Genomic DNA, 24,045 nt, shown 5'->3' on the forward strand with positions numbered 1-24,045 from the left:
TTATCTTCCCTCCTTGTACACTTCGTTTTCATAGTGGCGCAAAAACAGATCTTCTAGTGTAGGTGGTACAGCTTCAAACTGTTTCACACCTAGTTTTGTTGCAGCAAGCAAAATGTTATTGAGGTGTTGATTATCTGCAGAGAATGTCGCTTGATTACCCTTTTGTTGGAAATCATATACGCCAGCAACTTGTTCCAGTTGAGCGATATCACCATCAGTTACTAATGTGACGGTTGTCCGTGTTAAATGCCGTAATTCCTCAAGGGTGCCAGATTCGACGATTTTTCCTTGCCGAATGATGACAACCTTATCGGCCAAACGTTCTACTTCACTTAAAATATGTGAGGATAATAGGATCGCTTTTCCTTCATTTTTAATCTTTTCCACTTCTTCTTGAAAAATGGCTTCCATCAAAGGATCCAAGCCAGAGGTGGGTTCATCAAAGATGTATAAATCGGATTCTGTAGATAATGCTGCAATCAATGCAACCTTTTGGCGGTTTCCTTTAGAGTATGTTTTTGCTTTTTTCTTCGGATCTAACTCAAAACGCTTTATTAAATAGTCGCGTTTTTGTTTATCTCCACTACCGTGTAATTTTAAAAACAAATCGATAATTTCTCCACCTGTTAGATTTCCCCAAAGTGAGACGTCTCCGGGAACGTATGAAATTCGTTTATGAATTTCAAAACTGTTTTTCCAAACATCCTTTCCAAAAATTTTGGCATCGCCGGCATCTCGTCTGAGGATTCCCAATAAGATACGAATCGTTGTCGATTTACCGGCGCCATTCGGACCAATAAAACCGACAACCTCTCCAGCATTTACTGAAAATGTTATATCGCGAAGCGCTTGGAATTTCCCAAATTTTTTTTGCACGCCAATTAATTGAATCAATCTGAAGGGCGCCTTGTCCTTTAGGTATAATCCTTCATATGAGTTGCTCAAAAATAAAGAGGCTGATCCAAAAATCGGTTTTTACGGACTTTTTGGGTCAGCCTCACTCTAGAAGATGTGTCCGCTATTAAGCAATTTTGACAATGTGTTTTATCGCTTTATTTTCCATTTGTGTTAATATTCAACTTTCCTTTCGCTGTCTTCCGCGTTTCGTTACCTTTGTCGTCGGATACTTTGACCTCAATTTCCGCTCCTTCAACCTGTATGTTTGATGTCGCCGTCCAATATCCGACGTAATGCCCTTCTTCTGTCTCCATCATCGGCAACTCAGTTGCGCTCGCGATGGTGTTCGTGAGAGGGATGCGAATCGCGAACGTTGCCTTCAATCCAGTTTTACTGTCGAATTCAATTTTTACCGTCTCCCCCGCGTCCAAAGTGACATCTTCTGTCGGTTGAAGGTTCTCGATGACAGGTTTTTCAGGATCGGATTGACCGTCACGCCCCAACAACGGTTCAGTTAAACCATCTACTCCTACAAGGCCCAGGGAGGTCAGTAAAACTTGTTGGGGTCCGAGGTAAGCGTCCGTAGGATCAAACCACTCGTCCAGGGAATGTGTTCCGCCCGATTGACCTCCACCCCTCAAGGTAAGTGATGGGATACCGAGACTGATAGGCCAATTCGAATCTGTGCTACTGGGGCCACCTAAACTTGGCTGTAACCCGATGGCTTCTACTGATGCCCAGGCAGCTTGTACGTTGAACCCATCCGAAGGTTGGGAACCTGCCGGGCGGTCCCCGATGAGTTCAGCGTTTACTGTAATAGCATCTTCCTCTCCCCATCGGTTATTTTCTTCAACGGCGGCCTCTTCAACGATTGTTAAGAATGCTTTCTCTAATTTTTGCAGTTCTTCTTCATCGTTCGACCGCATGTCCACTTTCATACTGGCTTCAGCCGCAATGGCATTGACGGATGTTCCTCCGCTAACCGTGCCAACGTTAAAGGTTGTTTTCGGGTCATCTGGCGTCTCCAGATCGGCGATATTCGCTATCGCCCGGCCGAGGGCGTGTGTGGCACTGGGTGTTCCGAAGGCACCGAAGCTGTGACCGCCTGGGCCTTCATACGTTACGTTGTAACGGTGGCTCCCCGTAGCTAGATACGTTATATTTGACGGATCTCCGGATTCAACCGATATAAACCCGTCAATGTCGTTGTGTTCTTCAAACAGAAACTTAACTCCCCTTAAATCACCTTCGCCTTCTTCCCCGACAGTTCCAACAAACATAATGTCGCCGACAGTCTGGATATCGGCCTCATTCAGAGCTCGAATGACGGACAAGAGAGCGGCGAGCCCCCTTCCGTCGTCTGCAATGCCAGGAGCATAAAGGATTCCGTCTTTTTCTGTAACCGTTGTATCTGTGCCTTCAGGGAAAACAGTATCGAGGTGAGCGGAAACCACGAGCTTAGGGCCGTCGCCGTTTCCTGGACGAATGCCGATTGCATTCCCTTCTTCATCTATATGGACGTCTTCTAGTCCCAACTCTTTAAATCTACCAGCATAATACTCAGCCCTTTCCTCTTCCATAAAAGGAGGTGCTGGTATTTCGGTTATTTCTATTTGATCTGCTATCGTGTTTTCGTGGTCTGACTCAATAAATTCCAAACTCTGATTGATATCCGAACTAGATTGAAGCTTGTCGTACACGTCGACTACTTCAGGGGACAGTGAGTAAGGGGGATCGGGGTCTTGTGCCACAGAAAATCCTGTCATCACCAGTGTCACTGCCAAAAGCACGCAAATAATCGGTAAGAATCGTTTCATTCTCAACTTTAAGCAACCTCCCGTAAAAAATTTAAACAAGTGGAGTCCTATTGGGTTAGACGTTCAACGGAATGAATCACCCCCTCTTTCTTTAACCATTAAAAGGGCACGAAGTCTGATGGCACTCTCTTAACTAATTTAAAAATTTATTAAATATAGTGTTAAAAAATCTATTTATTCTTTATTTTATATCACTTCTACAAAAATAACGAAAATATACCAAATAGAACGCATAATCTTTTTTTGAATTTCCGACTACCATTTCTGCACAAACTTCCTAGTGTGGACTTGTCCCATAACAAGTAACCCTTTCCCAAAAACACGACGTTAATGAGAAAGGGTGAGTGCAACGAAACTAATGGAAAGAAAGCAGGACGGTCTTTCGCTTGACCGTAAAGGATTTAACACCGAGATACCTTAGTCGTTAAAGACGTCAGAGGGATGAAAAAAGGTTAAGACGATCTGTTCTTGTTAAAGATATCAAAGGCGACGGCTAACAGTAACACCAACCCTTTTATCGCTTGTTGCCAGTCGATGCCTAGCCCGATGATTGACATCCCGTTGTTCATGACCCCCATGACGAGTCCGCCGACGACAGCGCCTGTCACAGTTCCGATACCACCGTATGCCGACGCCCCTCCGATAAATGAAGCGGCGATGGCGTCCAATTCAAATAAGGTTCCGGCTTTGGGCGTTGCAGCATCCAGTCGCGCCGCAAAAATCATGCCCGATAGGGCGGACAACACGCCCATGTTGACAAACACCCAAAACGTGACGCGCTTTGTATTGACGCCGGACAACCCGGCAGCCTTCGCATTGCCGCCGACCGCGTAAATGTGTCGGCCGATGACCGTCTTATTCATGACAAAGGTGTAGGCGGCGATGAGTACGAATAAAATGACTAAAATGTTGGGGATACCTTTATAACTGGCGAGAATGTACGTAAAAACATTAATCACCGCGACAAGCGCAATGATTTTGGCGATGAACAGTTTTTGGGGGAGTACATTATAGTCGTATTTCATTCGTTTGTTTCGGTTCTTCACTTCCCTGTAAATGAAGATTAGAGATAAGAGTGCACCGATGACGAGTGAAAAGATGTGGAGACTCTCTCCTCCAAAAAAGTCGGGGATGAACCCTGAACTCATTTGCTGGAACGCGTTGGGAAAAGGAGCGATAGACTGCCCTTCTAGAGCCACCAAGGTTAAGCCGCGAAACAAAAGCATTCCGGCAAGGGTCACAATAAAAGCGGGGATTTTAACGTAAGCCACCCAAAAACCTTGCCACGCTCCGATGAGAGCGCCGAGTGCCAGGCACAAGATCACGGCCAAAAAAGGGTGGACATGTAACTGGACCATTAAAATCGCTGAAATTGCCCCGATAAATGCGGCGATAGACCCCACCGACAGATCGATGTGGCCCGTGATGATCACGATCACCATGCCAACGGCCAGCACGAGAATGTAACTGTTTTGCAAAATCAGGTTAGTGATGTTCAAAGGTTTTAATAGCGTACCGGCTGTCAAGATTTGAAAAAGCAGCATGATCAACAGCAAGGCGGCGACCATGCCGTACTGTCTTAAGTTGTTGTGCAACAACTCCCTTATCACGATTGTCCCTCCCTGGTATTGGTCATGTATGCCATTAACTTTTCTTGGGTGGCTTCTTCTCTGTTGAGTTCGCCAGTGATCTTGCCTTCACTCATCGTATAGATGCGATCACACATGCCCAAAATTTCCGGCAATTCCGAGGAAATGAGGAGAATGCCTTTTCCGCTCTCAGCCAACTGATTCATAATCGCGTATATTTCGTATTTGGCTCCGACGTCGATTCCGCGAGTCGGCTCATCTAAAATCAAGATATCCGGTTCTGCCATCATCCATTTGCTCAGGACCACCTTCTGCTGGTTGCCGCCGCTTAACTGTTCCGTTTTCTGCAGCAAGCTAGATGATTTGATCCCTAGTTTCCTGCGGAAGTGGTCAGCTTTTGTGACTTCGGCCTGTTCGTTGACGACAGTATTTTTGGAAATGTATTTCAAGTTGGGCAATGTGATGTTCGTTTTAATGTCGTTCATCAAGATCAAACCGTACGTTTTCCGGTCTTCTGTTACATACACCACGCCGTGTTTAATCGCTTGGCTGACATTGTCCATCTCCACCGGGATTCCGTCTTTTTTGATCGTGCCGGCAATCTTCTGGCCGTAAGATTTGCCGAAAAGACTCATCGCCAGTTCAGTCCTTCCCGCTCCCATCAGTCCTGCGATCCCGACGATTTCGCCTTTTCGAATGCGCAAGCTCACGTTGTCAACGACTTTCCTGTCGCTTTGTAGCGGATGGTAAACAGTCCAGTTCGTCACTTCGAACACTGTTTCCCCGATGCGGGGAGTCCTTGGCGGGTAACGGTTGGTCAAACTTCGTCCGACCATCGCCCGAATGATGCGGTCTTCCGTTATGCGATCGCATCCCCGTTCCAACGTTTCAACCGTTTCCCCGTCGCGCAAGACGGTGACGGAGTCGGCAATTGCCAACACTTCATCCAGCTTGTGAGAAATCATGACCGATGTGATGCCCTGACGTTTAAACTCCAACAGCAGGTTTAACAGGTTTTCACTGTCCTTCTCGTTGAGAGCCGCCGTCGGCTCGTCTAAAATTAGTAGTTTCACTTCTTTTGCCAACGCCTTTGCTATTTCCACCAGCTGTTGTTTGCCGACGCCGATTTGTTTGATTAAGGTGTCCGGGGGATCGGACAGATTCACTTTTTTCAGCAGTTTATTCGTTTGGCTCGTCGTCTTGATCCAGTCGATCACACCTTTAGTCGCTCGCTCGTTTCCTAAAAAAATGTTCTCGGCTATCGTTAATTCGGGGATTAAGGACAGCTCCTGATGAATGATGACAATTCCTGCCTGTTCGCTTTGTTTGATGTCTCTAAAGGCGCACGGACGACCGTTAAACTGGATGTCGCCTGTATACGATCCGTAAGGGTAAACGCCGCTCAAAATTTTGACCAGCGTCGATTTGCCTGCGCCGTTTTCTCCGCACAACGCGTGGATTTCTCCCGCTTTTACTTTAAAATTGACGTTGTCCAGCGCTTTGACACCTGGAAAACGCTTTGTAATGTTCTTCATTTCTAGCAAAATGTCGCCCATTCATGCTTCACCACCTTCCCGTTTAGCGAGTGAAAGGTTAAATGGTTGGAAAGTACGTGCTGCCTTGCTTAAATGACGTGATCGATGTCGGAGGCGCGAGGTGAAGGACGGCCATCAGGATGCGGTGACCCGAACGGATCACCGCATGACGAAATGGCCTTTAGACATCCCTTCTACACTGCATCCCGTGACTATTTCCTTTGTTGGCCGCAAATCAGAGCGGACTGGCCTGTCATCTGTCTATCCCGTTCCGGTTGTGACGTTTTTTATTGGAGGTCTTCCTTTGTGTAGTAGCCGCTGTCGATTAACACTTCTTCGTAGTTTGAAATGTCGACGGACACAGGTTCCAGCAAATATGAAGGCACGACTTTGACGCCGTTGTCATACGTTTCCGTATCGTTCACTTCCGCTTCTTTACCTTTTAACACCGCTTCTGCCATCGTGACCGCTTTTTTTGCAAGTTCCCTTGTGTCTTTAAACACCGTTTGTGTCTGCTCGCCGGCTATGATCGATTTAACGGACGCGAGTTCTGCGTCTTGACCGGTAATGATCGGCATGTCCTCTTTTCCGTAGCCGACCCCCTTTAACGAGGAAATGATCCCGATGCTGATCCCGTCGTAGGGGGACAAGACAGCATCCACTTTTTCAGTTGTGTAGTGGGCGCTCAACAAGTTATCCATTCGCGCTTGGGCTGTTTCACCGTCCCAGCGCAAGATGGCGATTTGGTCAAAATCTGTCTGTCCGCTTTTCACGATCAGTTGCCCGGAGTCGATGTAAGGTTTGAGGACGGACATGGCGCCGTCAAAAAAGAAGTAGGCGTTGTTATCGTCGGGAGAACCGGCAAACAGCTCAATGTTGAAAGGACCTTCTCCATCCTTTAACCCCAATTTCTCTTCGATGTACGTCCCTTGCAGAACCCCGACTTGGAAATTGTCGAACGTGGCGTAGTAAGAAACGTGGTCGCTGTTCATAATCAGCCGGTCATAGGCAATGACGTCTATGCCTTGCTCGTTAGCTTTTTGCAGTACGTCTGTAAGAGCTTCCCCGTCGATTGAAGCAATGACGAGAATGTCCACGCCTTTTGTAATCATGTTTTCAATCTGGGAGATCTGGTTTTCGACTACGTCTTCGGCGTATTGCAAATCTGTCCTGTACCCCAGCTTTTCAAATTCTTTCGCCATGTTTTCACCGTCGCTCACCCACCGCTCTGAAGATTTCGTCGGCATGGCGATTCCGACGAACCCGGCTTCATCTTCGCCCACAGCACCTCCGCTGCAAGCGGTCAACGTGATGACGGCTGTTAAGATAAAAAGCAGGCACAACTTTTTCATACATGATCACCCCGTACGTTTTTTAAGCTTTCTTGGTTTTTGCCCACGACACAACATTAAAAATTATGTATAGAGATAGGAGTGATACGCTATTAGAAACTAAAAATTTAAAATATAATATTTAATTATTATTTTTTTTAGTTTATAATAGAGGTGCAGTATCGAGTACTCCTCACACATACGTATTCTACCGAGAGAGAAGTTAGAACCCTCGTTATTCAGACGACGGATATTCATGAGTGGCAAAGGAGGGATGTGAAAAAAAGATGAGTCCACGGCATGTTTTTACCATCTTTAGTTAAGAGGGAGGTCGGATACGATGGGAAGAAGTCGGAGAAGAAAAGGGTGGCGATCGGGTTTCCTTTTGTTTCTTGTGAGTGTGTTTGTCCTGTGCGGGAGTATGGTTACACCGAGCTCACATGCATACGCGTTGGATGACGACTTGGCGAAAACACCGCCAATGGGGTGGAACAGCTGGAACAGGTTCGGCTGTCAAATTGACGAGCAGTTGATATTGGACACAGCCAAAGCGATGGTAGAAAGCGGTATGAAGGATGCCGGTTACGAGTACGTCAACATAGACGATTGCTGGATGGACGAGGAACGCGATGAAAATGGCAACTACGTGGCAGACCCGGAAAGATTTCCCCATGGAATCAAGTGGTTAGTTGATCAGATTCACGACATGGGGTTAAAGGTCGGTATTTATTCCTCTAACGGGGCCATGACCTGCCAAGGGCTCCCGGGAGGTTACGGCCACGAGAAGGAAGATGCTCAAAAATACGCCGAATGGGGCATCGATTATTTAAAATACGATTGGTGTTATTCGCCAGAACTTCACTATTCTGCGGATATTGACAAGATTTCGGTGAACGGTGTCGATTACGAGGCAGAGGACGGTACGTTGGAAGGTGGGGCAAACGTAGCGGACTGTGCGAATTGTTCAGGAGAAAGGAAAGTAGGTAATATTGGTAACAACAGCGGGAGCTTGACGTTTGACAACGTCAGGGTGACTAAGAGCGGACACTATGAGCTGACGATCTACTATGCGAATTTTTATTGGGAAGACGGTATTCCGAACCGATCCGTCTATGTCAGTGTCAACGGCGGCGAAGGACAAAAAGTGGAATTCGTGAACACCGGCGGGTGGGACTCAGTCAAGACTGCGACGGTTCAAGTTCAACTTGAAAGCGGTGACAATACGATCAAATTTTATAACCCCTGGACTAAACACGACAATGCCAAATATGCGTATACGAGAATGCGGGATGCCCTAGATGAGGCTTATGCCGGGACGGGGAGGGATATCGTATTTAGCCTTTGTGAATGGGGCAGCAATGAGCCGTGGCTCTGGGCGAAAGACGTCGGACACCTTTGGAGAACGACTGGAGACATTTCCGATAACTGGGGGAGTGTATTAAACATTCTCGATCAGCAAGTCGGTCTAGAAAAGTACGCAGGCCCCGGTCACTGGAATGACCCGGACATGTTGGAAGTCGGAAACGGCGGCATGACCAATACGGAGTACACGTCGCATTTCAGCTTGTGGAGCATTTTAGCAGCTCCGTTGCTGGCAGGAAACGACCTTCGGAATATGGATGAAGCCACAAAAGACATTTTGACCAATCAAGAGGTCATCGAAGTCAATCAAGATCCGTTAGGTGTACAAGGGAAAAAAATTCGTGACGACGGAGACCAAGAGGTTTGGGTCAAGCCGCTGCAGAACGGGGACCGCGCCGTTGTTCTTTTTAACAGAGGAAGTTCTGCGAAGACCATACAAGTCAATGCCAACGACATCGGAATGCCGAATGCTCCTTCTTACGTCTTGAGAGATCTGTGGAAGCATACTGAAACTGTAACAGCCGGAGAGATAGTCGCTCACGTGCCGAGCCACGGCGTTGCCATGTACCGTGTCAAACCGGGAACGCCGAATGCGGCACCTCCGTTGATCACCCTATCGTTTGACAGCGATAAGTACATTCAACCTGGTGAAACAAACGAGTTGACATCCACCATCACAAACTATGGGCGCATTGCGATACGCGACATTCACGTTCAGTTGGATGTACCAGAAGGATGGGGGATAGAAGATTCCACCACACATTTGGAGAATCTCCCTCCTGGGAAGTCCGCTCAAATCGACTGGCTGGTGACACCTCCACGCGATGCTGAGCACGGGACTGTGACTCTAGAAGGAACAGCATCTTTTGTATACGGAGACCAGGAAGAAACCGATGTGCATACCGAAGCATCGGTTAGGATTCCTCCCCCTGTTCCCGATCACGATGCTTACTTAAGTGATATAGACTGGGTTTGGGAAACGAACGGCTGGGGTCCCGTTGAAAAGGATAGCAGTAACGGGGAACAGGCATCGTCTGACGGCAACACGATGACCATTGGCGGAGTAGAGTACGAGAAAGGACTCGGTGTACACGCGCCCTCAGAAGTAACGTACTACCTGGGAGGAAAGTTCTCTAAGTTTACCGCAGATATCGGTGTCGACGACGAAGTGGGAGACAGGGGTTCGGTTGTCTACCAAGTGTGGGCAGACGATGAAAAGGTATACGAGAGCGATGTCGTAACAGGGTCGGATGCAGCCGAAAAAGTTAATGTGGATATTTCCGGGGCGGAAGAATTGAAATTAGTTGTCACAGATGGCGGGGATGACAAAAACTATGACCATGCCAACTGGGCTGACGCAAAAATACTAAAATATCCAAGTGCTGTAAATATGAAAGAGCTGGTTGAACAACTTGAGGCAGAAGGTGAAATCCAAGGGGATGAGGCGCCCCATTCGTTAAAGATTCATTTGAATGCGGTCACCTATTATGAGGAAAAGGAACTGGCTGACAAGGTCGTCAAACATATGGAAGGCTTTAAACAGTTGCTGGACTACCAAATGAATGCCACGTTAATATCTGAACGTGCGTACCACATCCTGAAGGCGGATGCGGATAATGTCATTCAAAAGTGGCAGTCAAGCACACTTCGCCGATGACGTGTTAAGTTAGTGGTTGTCCCTGAAAGTTGGCCTGCTCCGCTTCTGGAGAAACGCGTGATCAAATTAATACAGCCCGTATCACTAAAAAAGTGATGCGGGTTTTAATTATTAAGGATATGATAATATAAAAAATAATTCGGATATCAATTGATGTAGAGGGAGGTATATCGGTAATCGTCCTGCTGTTGGCTACGTATTCACTTCTATATATGTACTGTCTGTCAACACCGGAACTACGGTGCTGGTTTTCCTATCAATAAAAAAAGTCCTGCAGGACAAATTTTCTATTGACATACGGAAAGAAAGCGTTTAAAATTTCTGTAAGAATACGTATTCACAGAGGTTGTCAGTTGCATGGTATCTTCAAAAGATGTAGCCAAACGGGCAGGTGTCTCCCAATCAACGGTCTCCAGAGTTTTAAACAATCCGTCGAAAGTGAGTAAAACGAATGTGGAGAAAGTCGTTCGAGCGATGGAGGAGCTGAACTACCGCCCGAACTCCATCGCCAGGTCGCTCGTCAGCAAAAAAACGAAAACGATCGCCTTAATCTCCGGCCCGCTTCACAACCCTTTCTTTGTAGAGACGACGACGTCGATCGTCAACTACGCGAAAGAAAAGGGTTACAACACGACTGTCTTCTTTGAGAAAGGCGACAACATGTCGGTGTACGAGTCGGTTTTAAAGCACCAGGTGGACGGCATCATTTTATCGTCCATTTTTATGGACGACCCGATATATGCCGAACTGGAGAAACTCGATATCCCGGTGATGATGTTCAACCGCAAATGCCGCCGCGGCGGTAATTACGTCGAGGTGGACAATTTCCGGGCAGGGAAAATGGCGACGGAGCACTTGTTGAAATTGGGGCACGAACGGATCGGCTTTATTGGCGGTCCCCTTTATACGTCGACATTTTACGGCCGTTATCAAGGGTATGTCGAGGCGTTGAAGCGTTACGGTCATGAGGCTGACCGAACGCTGATCCGGGATACGGACACGAGTGAAAGCGGCGTTCGGGATGCAGTATTGACGTTGATGGGGAGAAAAAACAAGCCTTCGGCTATATTTGCAGCCACAGATTCCATCGCCATTTTTGCCATCGATACATTAAAGGAACTCGGCTACGACATCCCACGTGACGTCAGTATATGCGGCATGGACAATATTAACATCGCCCGACATCGTTCATTCGAGCTGACGACAGTTGGGCAAAAGTCGGAGAAAAATCTGGGCCAATTAGGGATTGAGCATCTTTTTAGAATGATAGAATCGGGTGGAAAGGGAGAAGAACCTGTTCAAATGACACTCGAGCCCGTATTGTATGAGAGAAAAACAACAGCTGCACCAAAATAAATTTTTTTCTGACATATTGAATACGTATTCAGGAATAGGGAAGGAGGTGGGTGCTATAAAGGACGATCGCGTGAACATCCAGGTGTTTCAATACGACAGGGAACAAGAGCCGGAGAGCGCGGCTGTCTACTACCCGTACGTATTGACCACATGGGAAGTACAGTACCAAACCTTATTCAGAAAGAGGGTTGAGAACGTTTGCGTGATGACCAACAGAATCAAGGGTGGGAGCACCTTGGCCCATGATCTCCCGCCGCTGTCAAACATGGCAGTATCGGTTTCTGAAACGATGGAGGCGAAGCTCTCAACGGAAGAAGCTGTGGAAGATGCACGCGAGATGGTTCGCCGCTACTACGTGCACATCGCCCGTTCGTGGAGTGTACCGGTCATCCGTCAGAGGGGCGAACAGTCTGTTTACGTACCGTATCTCATTGTATCGAAACCCGGTCGTATTCATCAAAGGGAGCACGTCTACTTGTATGAACCTTTGTCTGCATCTTACGAGAAGATTAAAGCGTTCCCCGAGATTCACAAGTTTTACAGGGAGAAGGTGATTTAATTGACGATGCTAGTCATCATTGCCACTTTAATTTTATCAACGTGGATCGGCATGGCCCTTGTGCTGTGGAAAACGAAACTTGTGGAAGATGAAGAGTAAAAGGGGGTTTAAGTGTGATGAAAAGTGAAATTGTCGTTTTTCTTGGATATTTATGGTGTTATTCATTGGGTTGATGCTTTTTCTTGGATGGGTCGGGATGAAAAGGACGAAATCGTCCGACGATTTCGCTACAGCGCGGTCGAGTTACGGACCGTTCACCATTGCCCTTGTGATTGCAGCCGGTATTTCCAGCGGATCGACATTCATGGGGATGCCCGGTCTTGCATACAGTATGGGAGCGCCTAGTTTGTGGTACCCGTTACTGTATCCCATTGCCACCGTCATCGGCATGCTGTTTGTCGCTAAAGCAATAAAAAAATACGGAGATCAATTCGGCACGCGGACCATCCCAGAATTTATTGGAGAACGGTTCAACAGCGATTTTTTGCGCATCGTTTTAACGATCATCTCTGCTTTGCTCATTTTTTACGTCGTGTCTCAATTTGTTGCAGCGGCGACGATGTTTCAGACGATGATGGGAGTGAATTACGAGCTCGGGTTACTTTTGACGGCTGTTGTGTTAGCTGTATACGTTTTTATGGGCGGTTCGCATTCAGACGTAATGACAGATGCGATTCAAGGTTTGCTCATGCTCGTCACCGCCATTGTGGTCGTCATTTGCTTTGTAGGCAGTGTCGGTGTCGACGGAGGGTTTACTGACATGATTGCCAAAATCAGCGAAGAAAATCCGACAGGCGGATTTGACCGGTTGTTCTTGCCCGGCGACATCACTTATGGCGCTTTTTGGATGGTGGCCCTCCTGTTTATTGCCCATTTGCCGTTCGCTGTGTTGCCGCATCTCGGCAACAAGTTTATGGCGGTCAAATCAGGGCAAAATTTAAAGAAATTGATCATGTACTGCACCATTTTCGCCACGATTTTGCCGTTAATGTCCCTCGGCGGCATGTTAGGGGTCGCTGTTGTTGGGAGCGATGCCGATATCGTGCCAGACCAGATTATACCCGTTTTGTTCAGTGAGATATTCCCGCCTGTTGTGGCCGCTTTCTTTGCCATTGCCGTACTGTCGGCGGTTATGTCCACATCAGATGGATTGATCGTCTCACTTACGCAACTGTTGGCGAATGACTTGTACCGAAAAACGATCGTCCCGCGCTTAAACATTTCGAAAGAGAGGGCAGAGCGCAATGAACTGTTGATCAGCCGGTACAGCACGTTTGTCGTCATTGTGGTCGCTGTCATTATGGCCTGGACGCCGCCTGAATTTCTCTCTGTCTTTATGTGGATCGGGATCGGCGGCATTGTATCGGCGACGGGGGGCCCGCTCGTCGTCGGCGCGCTGTGGAAAAGGGCGACGAAGCCCGCTGCAGTTGCTTCCCTCATTGCCGGAACTGTCACCTATTGGACGGTTTACCTGCCGTTTGGATTCAACTATTCTAACCCGTTCGGAGCAGCCGGCATCGGCGTTCTCGTCGGCATGGCCGTGATGTACATTGTGACCGTCGCGACGACAAAGTCACAGGCGCAAGACCAAAGGAGTCAAACAGCTTAGAGGAGGATGTTAGCATGGTACACACATTCGTTTCACCGCTTAAAATTGTGGCGGGGGAAGGTGCGATCGAAAAAGTTCCGGAAGCTATTGCGTCCTTCGGCGCCAAAAGGGTGATGGTCTTTGCCGATCCGTCCATCGTAGAAATCGGCCTGTTGAAAAAGTTGGAGGATGTGCTGTCAGATGCACAGCTGACTTACAAAATTTACAGTGACTTGCAACCTGAACCGCCTTTGGCAATCGGCGATCAGGCCGTGCAAGCTTTAAAAGATTTTCAAGCAGATTTTGTAATCGGAATGGGGGGCGGCAGTTCTCTAGACATCGCCAAAGCAGCTTCGGTGCTATACAGTCACGAAGGAAAAGTCCAAGATTATTTAAACCTGTCCGGAACGCGTAAATTGACGCACAAAGGATTGCCGAAAATGCTTATCCCGACGACTGCCGGGACCGGGGCAGAAGTGACAGACATCGCCGTCTTCTCCTTGGAAGAAACGAAAGATGTCATCACAGACGAATACCTTTTAGCAGATGTCGCCGTCGTCGATCCTGAACTAACTTACACTCTGCCGCCTCGGATTACGGCGTCTACCGGTGTCGATGCTTTAACCCATGCGGTTGAAGCGCTCGTGTCAGTCAATGCGACTCCCCTTACCGATGCGCTGGCCTTGGAAGCGATTCGCAAAATATCCGGCAACATCCGCACAGCTGTATGGCACGGATCCAACACGGACGCCCGTCGGGAAATGGCGTGGGGGAGCCTATTGGCCGGGCTCAGCTTTTACAATGCTGGTGTTGCCGGCGTCCACGCCCTGGCGTACCCGTTAGGCGGGTTGTTCCACATTCCGCACGGTGAAGCGAATGCCGTCTTGTTGCCGTATATTTTCGACTACATCTGGCCGTCTTGTCTTGAAAAAATGACCGACATGGCTAGAGCGCTAGGATTGAAGACGGAAACGTTGAGCAAACGTGAAGTTGCGCTGGAGGCGGTGAAAGAATTACGCAATCTCGTGAAGGATGTCGGGCTTCCGTCGACGTTGAAAGCGTACGGGATTCGAGAGCAAGATCTCGATACTCTGGCCAAGAACGGGATAGAACAAAAGCGATTGCTCGCAAGGAGCCCGAAACCCTTTACACTGGAAAGCATTCGAGAAAGATATAAGGCTGCGTACACGGGTGAGATGATGCTCGGGCATTAAAGTAAATCGAAGCTCTGACAGCTCGCATTCCAGCGGGTCAGAGCCTTTTTTATGGAACGAAACGGTTGACGTTTTAGCCAACTAATTGAGTTTAGCGGAGCGGTCTTCTGTTGCGGTCAGAGCCGATTGTACGCGAAATGAATGCCGCTTCCGGTAGGTGATGAAACGCCAGACCCATTCCAGCGGACCCGTGCGGAAGTATTTTAACCACACGTGACTGATAACGAGTTGCCCAATAAAAATGGCGACAGACAAGACGAGCCCGGCGAACGGGTAGACAGAACCGTACAGCCCGAGACCGACGTTGTAAAAGATTAGCGTACAGACGACAGACTGTAAAATGTAGTTGGAAAGAGACGTCCGGCCGACATTTGAAAGAAGGGCTAACAGACGTTGGGCGGTACGTCTTTTGTGCAGGTGCCACAACGACGTCACATAAAAGAACATTAATAGCGGGGCACCGATCAGATTGAGCGAATCCAAGTCGAGTAGTGTCCCGGTTACACTCAACGGGACCCCAATGAATACCCCGCTCAGCCACTGTCGCTTCAGCAGCCGTCTGTGCCTCTCCGGTTGGTGAAACACTTTAAGCTTGGCAAACGCGGCTCCGAGGAGAAACATGGAAAAGTACGGAAGATTTGAAAAAATGTAGAGCAGCGGATTTAACGACAGCATGCCGTTCATCGACATATATGTGATCCGATCGTGTATGCGTTGCCCAGCAACGTCCATGAATGAGCCTGTGCTGTAAATCTCGATCGCCTGTTTTGCCTCCTGTACATACTGTTGTTTCCATCCGTCCTCCTGTAACGGCATCTCGGGAGACAGCAATGACATGGCATCTTGGACGGCGAACAGTAGCGTAAACACGGAAAACAGGATCACAGCCCAGATGATGAGCGTTTTAGGTTTTCTCTTTCGGAAGAAAAGCAGCAAAAAGCCGAGCAAGGCGTAGTCGGTCAAAATGTCTCCGTCCCAAATAAAAAAAGCGTGGATCGTGCCAAATAAGAAGAGGGCGAGCAACCGGCGCACGTAGAGGGGAACAAACTTCTGATGCTGTGCTTCTGCCCGCTCCATCATCACGATCATTCCGAATCCGAACAGAAAGGAAAACATCGTAATAAACTTCGCTTGAATCAATATATTAAGCAGGTCATGGGTGAGGTGATCCCGCGGGTGCCACTGTTGGCTAAAAAAATTGTCCTCCCCGAGCATGAGCAAATAAAGATCGGGATAACTGAAATGGGCCATGTTCACAAGTAGAATGCCGAAAATAGCTAAGCCCCGGGCCACGTCAAGAACGGGGATGCGATCGCGGTTTGGGATTGGGTGTAATGAACGACTCACGTGTCTTTCTCCTAAGGATGATTTTACAAAGATATCGTAACACGTTCACCTTTTTTTGTGTTTAATTCTACCTTAAAGGGAGCTTAATATTTGAGTTCCGAAACGTTCGCACTGCTATACGGGCAGGTTGAAAGGGTGGCATTAAGAATTGAGGTTGAACGCCATTGCCTGGAAACATGGCGTTTGGGAAGGGGACACATATGAAAAGGAGCTCGCGACAGCTTCTTCTTTGATCACTATTTTTCGCTGGCCTCCGTAACCGTTTGAGAGGGTGACGCATGGCGCAGCGGTAAGTCTTTTTAGACTTGGCATTCTCATTTTTGACTTGTTGCACACGGTTTTCGGTATTGAAACGAGGCAACTGTACGCTTTTCAAACAACCTGAAAAGTGGCATAAAACTTGCTTTATACACAAAGAATACCTTTATAAAAACTGAAAGGAGAGCCGTATCATGAAATATGCCAGTGTGAAAACAAATCTACCGGGACCGAAAGCGCAAGAACTGCTGAATCGAAGACACAACAGTGTGCCGCAGGGAGTTTCCTTCGGCGTGCCGACGTTTGCTCAATCGGCCGAGGGTGCCATCGTGACAGACGTAGACGGGAATACTTTTATAGATTTTGCTGGAGCCATCGGTACGATCAATGTGGGACACAGTCATCCGAAAGTGAAAGAAGCCTTGAAAGATCAAGTTGACCGTTACATTCACACCGGCTTTAACGTCATGATGTACGAACCTTACATTGAACTGACGGAAAAGCTGGCGAAACTGGCACCGGGAGATTTTGAAAAGAAGGCGCTATTGCTTAACAGTGGTGCTGAAGCCGTTGAAAACGCAGTGAAAATTGCCCGCAAATACACAAAAAGACAGGGGGTTGTCTCGTTCACGAGGGGGTTTCACGGACGGACGCTGCTCACGATGACGATGACGAGTAAGGTGAAACCTTACAAATACGGGTTTGGTCCGTTTGCCCCGGAAGTGTACAGGGCCCCGTATCCATACGTTTACCGGCGGCCGGACGGCATGACGGAAGAAGCGTACGACCAATACGTGTTGGAGGAATTTAAAAACTTTCTCATTTCCGACGTCGCCCCAGAGACGATCGCAGCCGTCGTCATGGAACCGGTGCAAGGGGAAGGCGGCTTTATCGTCCCGAGCAAGGCGTTTGTGCAAGGCGTTTACGAGCTGTGTCAAGAACACGGCATTCTGTTTGTGGCGGACGAAATTCAGACTGGTTTCTCCCGAACAGGACGGTACTTTGCCATTGAGCACTTCGGGGTTGTACCGGATCTCATCACCGTGTCCAAATCTCTGGCAGCCGGGGTGCCGATCAGCGGTGTCATTGGCCGGAAGGAGATCATGGATGAAGCAAGTCCCGGTGAACTCGGGGGAACATACAGCGGAAGTCCGTTAGGATGCCGGGCGGCACTGGCTGTCCTCGACATCATTGAAGAAGAAAAATTGAATGAACGCGCCGCTGCTATCGGCCAAAGGGTGATGCAGAAGTTTGAGGAGCTGGCCCGACGGTTTGAGTGTATCGGTCACGTGCGCGGTCTCGGTGCCATGTGTGCTATGGAAATCGTCCAAGATCCGCAGACAAAAGAACCGGACAAAGTTTTGACGAGCGCCATCGTGCAAGAGGCGGGGCAACGGGGTCTGTTGCTGTTGAGCGCCGGCGTGTACAGCAACGTCATTCGTCTGTTGATGCCTATTGTCATTACCGACGAACAGCTGGAAGAAGGGTTCACGATTTTGGAACAGGCGATTGAAGCGGCGTCTCGTTCCAAATAGAAAATTCGGTGGACGAGCTTTTTGATATAATAGGATTGTGTTAAATTCGGCTGGAAAGGTTGGGTTGTCATATGGCAGACGTACAAAACTATCGGATTTACATCAACGGGGAATGGACTGGAGAATCGCTGGAACCGATCGAAGTTACCAATCCTGCTACTGGTGAAGTGATTGCCACTGTCCCGAGGGGTGGAAGGAGTGAAGCCGAGCAAGCTGTACAAGCGGCTTACGATGCGTTTAAATCCTGGTCGAGTAAAACAGCAGGAGAGCGCAGTGAGTTGTTGATGAAGTGGTCCCGCCTCATCGACGAACACAAAGAAGAAATCGGCGAATTGATGACGAGAGAACAGGGCAAACCTCTAAAAGAGGCCATCGGTGAAGTGGATTACGCCAACGGATTTGTATCCTGGTACGCGGAAGAAGCGAAGCGCGTGTACGGTGAGACAATTCCGGCCTCACACCCAAACAAGCGCATTCTCGTGCAGAAACAACCAGTCGGCGTCGTCGCGGCGATTACGCCGTGGAACTTCCCGGCTGCCATGATCACGCGCAAAATTGGCCCCGCCTTAGCGGCCGGGTGTACGGCCGTCGTCAAGCCGGCGGAACAGACACCCCTCACGGCCTTAAAGTTGGCCGAACTGGCCGAAGAAGCGGGAATTCCAAAAGGTGTTCTCAACGTCATCACCGGCAAGTCGAGAGAAATCGGTGAAGCGTGGCAGAAGGACAGCCGCGTGCGGAAGCTGACCTTCACTGGGTCCACCGAAGTCGGAAAGATACTGATGAAGGGCGCTGCGGATACCGTGAAAAAAATTTCGCTGGAGTTGGGCGGCCACGCACCGTTTATCGTCATGGACGACGCCGATTTGGACAAGGCGGTACAAAACGTCGTCGCTTCTAAATTCCGGAACGCCGGGCAGACGTGTATTTGTACGAACCGCGTCTACGTGCACGAATCCATCGTCGAACCGTTTACGGAGAAGCTGACCGCAGCTGTAGAAAAACTGAAAGTGGGGAACGGTCTGGAGGAAGGGACAGACATTGGCCCCTTGATCAACGAAGAAGCGATCGAAAAAGTGCAAGAACACATCGAGGATGCGACACAAAAAGGAGGCAAGTTGGCTACGGGAGGCAAACGCATCGACTCCGGACAGGGGACTTTCTTTGAACCGACGGTGCTCACCGACGTTTCGGACGACATGCTCTGCATGAACGAAGAGACGTTCGGTCCACTCATGCCGGTCACGACGTTCAAAGATGAAGCAGAAGTCATCCAACGGGCCAACAACACGCCGTACGGGTTAGCTGCCTACGTCTTCACCGAAAATATCGGGCGGGCGATCCGCATCAGCGAAGGGTTAGAGTACGGCATTGTCGGCCTAAACGACGGCTTGCCCTCTGTTCCGCAAGCTCCGTTCGGCGGGTTTAAAGAAAGCGGCCTCGGCCGGGAAGGCGGGCATTACGGTATCGAAGAATTTTTAGAGGTGAAGTACGTCTCCATAGCGCTTTGAGGGAGTTTCAAAAATGAAACAAGAGGGTGATAAGAGAGTGGGGGAGTTTGAAACACGCTACAGTTTTGGCGGAGATGAATTCATCTTTGTCGAATTGAGTGAAGAGATGAGTTTGGAAGTCAATTTTCGGGGGATTGCCATTACGCGGAAGCTGAAAGAAAAAAATTTACCGGGAATCGTCGACATTTGTCCTTCCAATGCATCGTACCTCGTGCGGTTCGATCCTAATGAGATCAATCCGCAAGATTTGTTGGCGGAGTTAAAACAATTGGAACGGGAAGTATCTGATCTCGATGGTGTTGAGATTCATTCGCGATTAGTTGACGTCCCGGTCTTATTTGAAGATCCGTGGACGCACGAGGCGGTCATGCGTTTTCGTGACCGCCATCAAGACCCCGAATCGACAGACCTCGAATACGCCGCGAGGATTAACGGTTACGCATCAAAAGAAGACTTTATCACCGCCATTACGAGTGCGCCTTTCATCGTCTCGATGATCGGTTTTGTCCCCGGATTGCCGTTTTGTTTTCAAATTGTCCGGAAAGAAGAACAGATTGAAGTGCCGAAGTACGTCCGACCGCGTACGTTCACGCCGGAGCGAACTTTTGGTTTCGGCGGGGCTTTTTCCGTCATTTATCCCGTACAGGGTGCAGGTGGCTATCAAATGTTCGGGATCGCAGCCACTCCGGTTTTTGACCGGGAGCAACGACTGCCTGATTTTCAAGACTCCATGGTATTTCCGCGGCAGGGGGATATTTTCCGCTACCGGAGTGTGACGCGGGAAGAATACGATGCTGTGCGTGAACGTGTGGAAGCGGGAACATTTAAATACCGCAAACGGGAAATTACCTTTACTCCTTATGACGTGCTCAAGGACCCCAAGCAGTTTTCCGAAATGGCACTGGGGAGGTTGTACCATGATTAAGGTGTTGAAGCCGGGCTTAGAGACGACCGTACAGGATCAGGGCAGAAAAGGATTTTACGCTATCGGCATGCCTCCTTCTGGGGCTGTCGATCAATTCGCCTATACTGTCGGGAACATGCTCGTCGGAAATGACGACGGTGCCGCCGCTTTGGAAATGACGTACATGGGACCTGAACTAGAATTCCAACAAGATGCGGTCATCGCTTTAACAGGAGGAGCGATTCCGCCCAAAATAAACGGTAAGGACGTCCCAATGTGGGAAACGATTTACGTGAGGCGCGGTGATGTGCTGTCGTTTGGTATCGTCAAACACGGTGCGCGGGCTTATCTTGCGGTAGCCGGTGGAATTGACGTTCCGGAAATAATGGAGTCTCGGTCGACGTACACCTTGTGCGGTGTCGGCGGGTATGAGGGTCGTCCGCTTAAAAAGGGAGATGTCCTCAAGATCGGTGATGGGCAGAAGCGAATGGTGGAAGAAGGAACCCGGATTCCGTCTGAGTTCATCCCGTCTGTCACCACCCCCACGAAATTCGCGTGATGATGGGACTCTGTAGCTACCGTCTGACAGAAGAGAGCAAAACGCGCTTTTTGGACACGATATGGACGGTCACTCCCGAAGCAAACCGGGTAGGGTACCGTCTGAAAGGGGAGCGACTTAAGTTTGTTCCCCGAGAACAACCGTTTGGAGCGGGCAGCAACCCATCTAACGTGGTAGACTTGGGTTACCCCATCGGGTCCATTCAAATTCCGGACGGCGTTGAACCGATTGTCCTGTTAAACGATGCCGTTACCGGCGGCGGCTATGCGACGATTGCGACCGTAATCAGTCCGGACCTTTCCAAAATCGCGCAGGCGAAAACAGGGGAAAAAATCAAATTCGTATCTGTTTCACTGGAACAAGCTTTGAACATCCGCTCTGAATCCGAGCAACGTCTAAACAAGATTCGCAAACGCGTCGAAGGAGGAATGTGACATGAGTGATAAAAAACAGGTGTTATCGCCGTTGCCAGGTATCTTTTACCGGAAACCTGATCCAAATGCGGACCCGTATGTAAAAGAAGGGGATCGAGTCAAAGCGGGCGATGTCATTGGATTAGTGGAAGTGATGAAAAATTTTCAGGAAATCCAAGTAGAGGAAGACGGAATCATTGAGTCGTTCGAAGTGGAAAATGAAGCGGAAGTGACGGCGGGACAAGTCATTGCTGTGCTAAAGTGACGCTGTTCATATAGAGCTGTTAAACCGGTTTCTAACGGGTTATTCTTTTTTTGGGCGTAGTAAAAGAAGGGTGATCTATGAAACGCATACAAAAAATATTGATTGCCAACCGAGGAGAAATTGCGAGACGGATTATCCGCACGTGTCGACGGATGGGGATCCCATCTGTTTCTGTATATTCTGATGCAGATCGGGAGGCCCCTCATGTGAAAGAAGCCGATGAGTCTTATTACATCGGCTCCTCACAGGCGAAAAAAAGTTACTTAAACATCGACAACATTATAGATGTCGCCCGTCAGTGCGATGCCGATGCCATTCACCCGGGATACGGTTTTTTATCGGAAAATGCTGTCTTTGCCCGCAAATGTGAGGAAAATGCCATAACGTTTATCGGACCGGACCCACGGATCATCGAGCAGATGGGGAGTAAAATTGAAGCCCGTCGCGCGATGAAACGAGCCGGGGTTCCGGTTGTGCCAGGGTGGGACGGTCGGTTAAACTCTGCTGAAGAAGCGGTAGAAGTAGCTGATCAGTTAGGATTTCCACTTATGTTGAAAGCGAGCGCCGGAGGGGAGGCATAGGACTGCGCCTCGTCCAGGACGAAGCGGAACTGAGACGTCTATTTTCCGCCGCTGAACAACAGGCCGGTGCTTCTTTCGGAGACAGGGCCCTGTTTTTGGAACGGTACATTGAACGCGCCCGCCATATTGAAGTCCAGATCGCCGCAGATAAATTTGGAAACGCGATTCATCTGTTTGAACGAGAATGTACCATTCAGCGGAGAAATCAGAAAGTGATCGAGGAGAGCCCTTCACCTGTTCTAACAGACGCGTTGAGGCAATCACTGTGTGAAACTGCTGTTCGGGGTGCCAAAGAAATCGGTTATACGAACGTGGGAACGATGGAGTTTATATTTGATGAAGAAACACAAGGCTTCTTTTTTCTTGAGATGAATACTCGTTTACAAGTAGAGCATCCCGTCACGGAAGCCATCACCGGATTAGATTTAGTTGAACTGCAAATTCGTTTGGCTGCAGGAGAAACATTGCCACTAGAGCAGTCTGACGTTCAGACGTCCGGTTATGCGGTGGAGGGGAGGCTCTATGCAGAAGATCCGGTCACGTACTTCCCTTCGCCTGGTACCATTGAGAGACTCACATTGCCGGAGGACGGTGTGCGCCTCGATTTTGGGGTAGAAGAAGGGAGTGCCGTATCCCCCTTTTACGACCCGATGATCGGAAAAGTGATTGTACACGCTGTCGATAGACAATCGGCCATCAGCCGATTTCAGCAAGTGCTCCGTGAAATGAAAGTGGAAGGGATCCGAACGAACCTCCCGCTCCTTGAGAGAATTGTCGCAGATCCCGACTTTCGCGAAGGAATGTACACCACCCGCTATTTAGAGGAGAAAGATTTACTCGCTTCTGATGACACTTGATGACAGCACGGAAGGAGTAGCGACCTTATCGAGCGAAACACTTTCCGCTTCTGACGACACGGGCAAAGCGTAAACGGTGTCAAAACGAACTAAAAGGAGGTCAGTCTCTGATGAAAGTCGATCTCAACTGTGATATGGGCGAGAGCTTTGGCTCATACGAGATGGGTCAGGACGATGAGATGATGCAGTTCATTACATCGGCAAACATCGCCTGCGGTTACCACGCCGGTGATCCACAAGTGATGCGGAATACGGTAGAGCTGGCTAAAAAATACGGGGTCGGAATTGGCGCCCACCCCGGTTTTCCGGATCTCATGGGGTTTGGCAGACGCTATATGCACTGTACACCTTCCGAAATAAAAAATTACGTCATCTATCAACTGGGGCTCTCAGAGAATTCGCGTCGATCTCGGGACTAACGATTCAACACATGAAACCGCACGGTGCATTGTTCATGATGGCGATGGAAGACGAGGCGATTGCCAGAGCTATACTGGAAGCCATCGGTGAGATGGGGGAAGACATTATCGTGTTTGCCTTGAACCGTTCTGCCGTTATCGAAGTGGGTGAGAAAATGGGCATTCCCATTGCCAAAGAAGGCTATGCAGATCGGGAACACACGGCCACAGGCTCGATTGTGCTGACGCGCAAAGGCCCGACGATTACCGACGTTGACGCCATGGCTAAGCGCGTCGTGCGCATGGTTAAAGAAGGAAAAGTGGAGACCAACACGGGGGAAGATACCGAACTCGACGTGCAGACGGTGTGCATCCACGGGGATACGCCGGGAGCAAGCGAACTCGCTAAAGCGGTTCGCGCATCGTTAACGTCCGCCGGCGTTGAGGTGACGTCCATTCGCAACATTTTGTAGCGAAAGTGTGAGGCCGATGTGGTAAAGTAAGGGGGTGAAAGG

The 24,045-nt window shown here is 49.0% G+C and carries 16 protein-coding genes and 4 pseudogenes; 13 read left to right on the top strand and 7 right to left on the bottom strand.

What is annotated here, in order from left to right:
* From B0W44_RS09595 to chvE, 6 genes and pseudogenes are all read right to left on the bottom strand, one after another.
* The gene (locus B0W44_RS09595; RefSeq protein WP_077719849.1) at positions 1–894 is read right to left on the bottom strand and encodes an ABC transporter ATP-binding protein; all 894 of its coding nucleotides are present in this window, start codon (positions 892–894) and stop codon (positions 1–3) included.
* 158 nt (positions 895–1,052) lie between these two features.
* Positions 1,053–1,373, bottom strand: a pseudogene (locus B0W44_RS18540) (hypothetical protein); the annotation flags it as partial.
* A gap of 111 nt (positions 1,374–1,484) precedes the next feature.
* Positions 1,485–2,714 (bottom strand): annotated as a pseudogene (locus B0W44_RS09600) (M20/M25/M40 family metallo-hydrolase); the annotation flags it as partial.
* Between the two features lie 452 nt (positions 2,715–3,166).
* The gene (gene mmsB / locus B0W44_RS09605) at positions 3,167–4,282 is read right to left on the bottom strand and encodes a multiple monosaccharide ABC transporter permease (RefSeq protein ID WP_077721327.1); all 1,116 of its coding nucleotides are present in this window, start codon (positions 4,280–4,282) and stop codon (positions 3,167–3,169) included.
* A gap of 38 nt (positions 4,283–4,320) precedes the next feature.
* Positions 4,321–5,859 carry a multiple monosaccharide ABC transporter ATP-binding protein gene (mmsA, locus tag B0W44_RS09610; protein ID WP_077719850.1) on the bottom strand — a complete coding sequence of 513 codons (1,539 nt, stop codon included), beginning with the start codon at positions 5,857–5,859 and terminating at the stop codon, positions 4,321–4,323.
* Between the two features lie 266 nt (positions 5,860–6,125).
* The gene (gene chvE, locus B0W44_RS09615) at positions 6,126–7,190 is read right to left on the bottom strand and encodes a multiple monosaccharide ABC transporter substrate-binding protein (protein ID WP_077719851.1); all 1,065 of its coding nucleotides are present in this window, start codon (positions 7,188–7,190) and stop codon (positions 6,126–6,128) included.
* Positions 7,191–7,509: 319 nt separating this feature from the next.
* Here chvE and B0W44_RS09620 point away from each other — a divergent pair, with 319 nt between their 5' ends.
* The 5 genes from B0W44_RS09620 (at position 7,510) to B0W44_RS09640 (ending at position 14,905) form a co-directional block, all read left to right on the top strand.
* Entirely contained in the window at positions 7,510–10,188 is a 2,679-nt protein-coding gene (locus tag B0W44_RS09620; protein ID WP_077719852.1) for an NPCBM/NEW2 domain-containing protein, read from the top strand.
* A gap of 357 nt (positions 10,189–10,545) precedes the next feature.
* Positions 10,546–11,544 carry a LacI family DNA-binding transcriptional regulator gene (locus B0W44_RS09625; protein WP_077719853.1) on the top strand — a complete coding sequence of 333 codons (999 nt, stop codon included), beginning with the start codon at positions 10,546–10,548 and terminating at the stop codon, positions 11,542–11,544.
* Between the two features lie 46 nt (positions 11,545–11,590).
* Positions 11,591–12,103: a hypothetical protein gene (locus B0W44_RS09630; protein ID WP_077719854.1), complete on the top strand. Its 513-nt coding sequence runs from the start codon at positions 11,591–11,593 to the stop codon at positions 12,101–12,103.
* A 196-nt stretch (positions 12,104–12,299) separates the two neighbouring features.
* Positions 12,300–13,712 (top strand): sodium:solute symporter family protein, encoded by a 1,413-nt coding sequence (locus B0W44_RS09635; RefSeq protein ID WP_228440931.1) that lies wholly within the window; start codon positions 12,300–12,302, stop codon positions 13,710–13,712.
* Between the two features lie 14 nt (positions 13,713–13,726).
* Positions 13,727–14,905 carry an iron-containing alcohol dehydrogenase gene (locus B0W44_RS09640; RefSeq protein ID WP_077719856.1) on the top strand — a complete coding sequence of 393 codons (1,179 nt, stop codon included), beginning with the start codon at positions 13,727–13,729 and terminating at the stop codon, positions 14,903–14,905.
* An 81-nt stretch (positions 14,906–14,986) separates the two neighbouring features.
* Here B0W44_RS09640 and B0W44_RS09645 read toward each other — a convergent pair whose 3' ends face one another.
* Entirely contained in the window at positions 14,987–16,252 is a 1,266-nt protein-coding gene (locus B0W44_RS09645) for a DUF418 domain-containing protein (RefSeq protein WP_228440933.1), read from the bottom strand.
* Positions 16,253–16,704: 452 nt separating this feature from the next.
* On the opposite strand from B0W44_RS09645, the gene gabT reads away from it, so the two are divergent.
* The 8 genes and pseudogenes from gabT to B0W44_RS09680 all read left to right on the top strand — a co-directional run bounded on the left by gabT (position 16,705) and on the right by B0W44_RS09680 (position 24,003).
* Positions 16,705–18,045: a 4-aminobutyrate--2-oxoglutarate transaminase gene (gabT, locus tag B0W44_RS09650; RefSeq protein WP_077719857.1), complete on the top strand. Its 1,341-nt coding sequence runs from the start codon at positions 16,705–16,707 to the stop codon at positions 18,043–18,045.
* Between the two features lie 71 nt (positions 18,046–18,116).
* Positions 18,117–19,553, top strand: coding sequence for an NAD-dependent succinate-semialdehyde dehydrogenase (locus B0W44_RS09655; protein WP_077719858.1), 1,437 nt, complete (start codon positions 18,117–18,119; stop codon positions 19,551–19,553).
* 13 nt (positions 19,554–19,566) lie between these two features.
* Positions 19,567–20,478, top strand: a complete 912-nt coding sequence (locus B0W44_RS09660; protein WP_077719859.1) for a 5-oxoprolinase subunit B family protein — start codon at positions 19,567–19,569, stop codon at positions 20,476–20,478.
* Positions 20,471–21,016: a 5-oxoprolinase subunit C family protein gene (locus tag B0W44_RS18810; protein ID WP_250637964.1), complete on the top strand. Its 546-nt coding sequence runs from the start codon at positions 20,471–20,473 to the stop codon at positions 21,014–21,016. Before B0W44_RS09660 ends, B0W44_RS18810 begins: the two co-directional genes overlap by 8 nt.
* The gene (locus B0W44_RS18815) at positions 21,016–21,450 is read left to right on the top strand and encodes a 5-oxoprolinase subunit C family protein (RefSeq protein WP_250637965.1); all 435 of its coding nucleotides are present in this window, start codon (positions 21,016–21,018) and stop codon (positions 21,448–21,450) included. The genes B0W44_RS18810 and B0W44_RS18815 overlap by 1 nt, the downstream gene beginning before the upstream one ends.
* A gap of 1 nt (position 21,451) precedes the next feature.
* Positions 21,452–21,694 carry an acetyl-CoA carboxylase gene (locus tag B0W44_RS09670; protein ID WP_077719860.1) on the top strand — a complete coding sequence of 81 codons (243 nt, stop codon included), beginning with the start codon at positions 21,452–21,454 and terminating at the stop codon, positions 21,692–21,694.
* A gap of 77 nt (positions 21,695–21,771) precedes the next feature.
* A pseudogene (locus tag B0W44_RS09675) lies at positions 21,772–23,132 on the top strand (acetyl-CoA carboxylase biotin carboxylase subunit).
* A gap of 161 nt (positions 23,133–23,293) precedes the next feature.
* A pseudogene (locus B0W44_RS09680) lies at positions 23,294–24,003 on the top strand (LamB/YcsF family protein).
* Positions 24,004–24,045 lie beyond the last annotated feature (42 nt).

The sequence above is a fragment of the Novibacillus thermophilus genome (assembly GCF_002005165.1).
In the GTDB taxonomy this organism is placed as follows: Bacteria; Bacillota; Bacilli; order Thermoactinomycetales; family Novibacillaceae; genus Novibacillus; species Novibacillus thermophilus.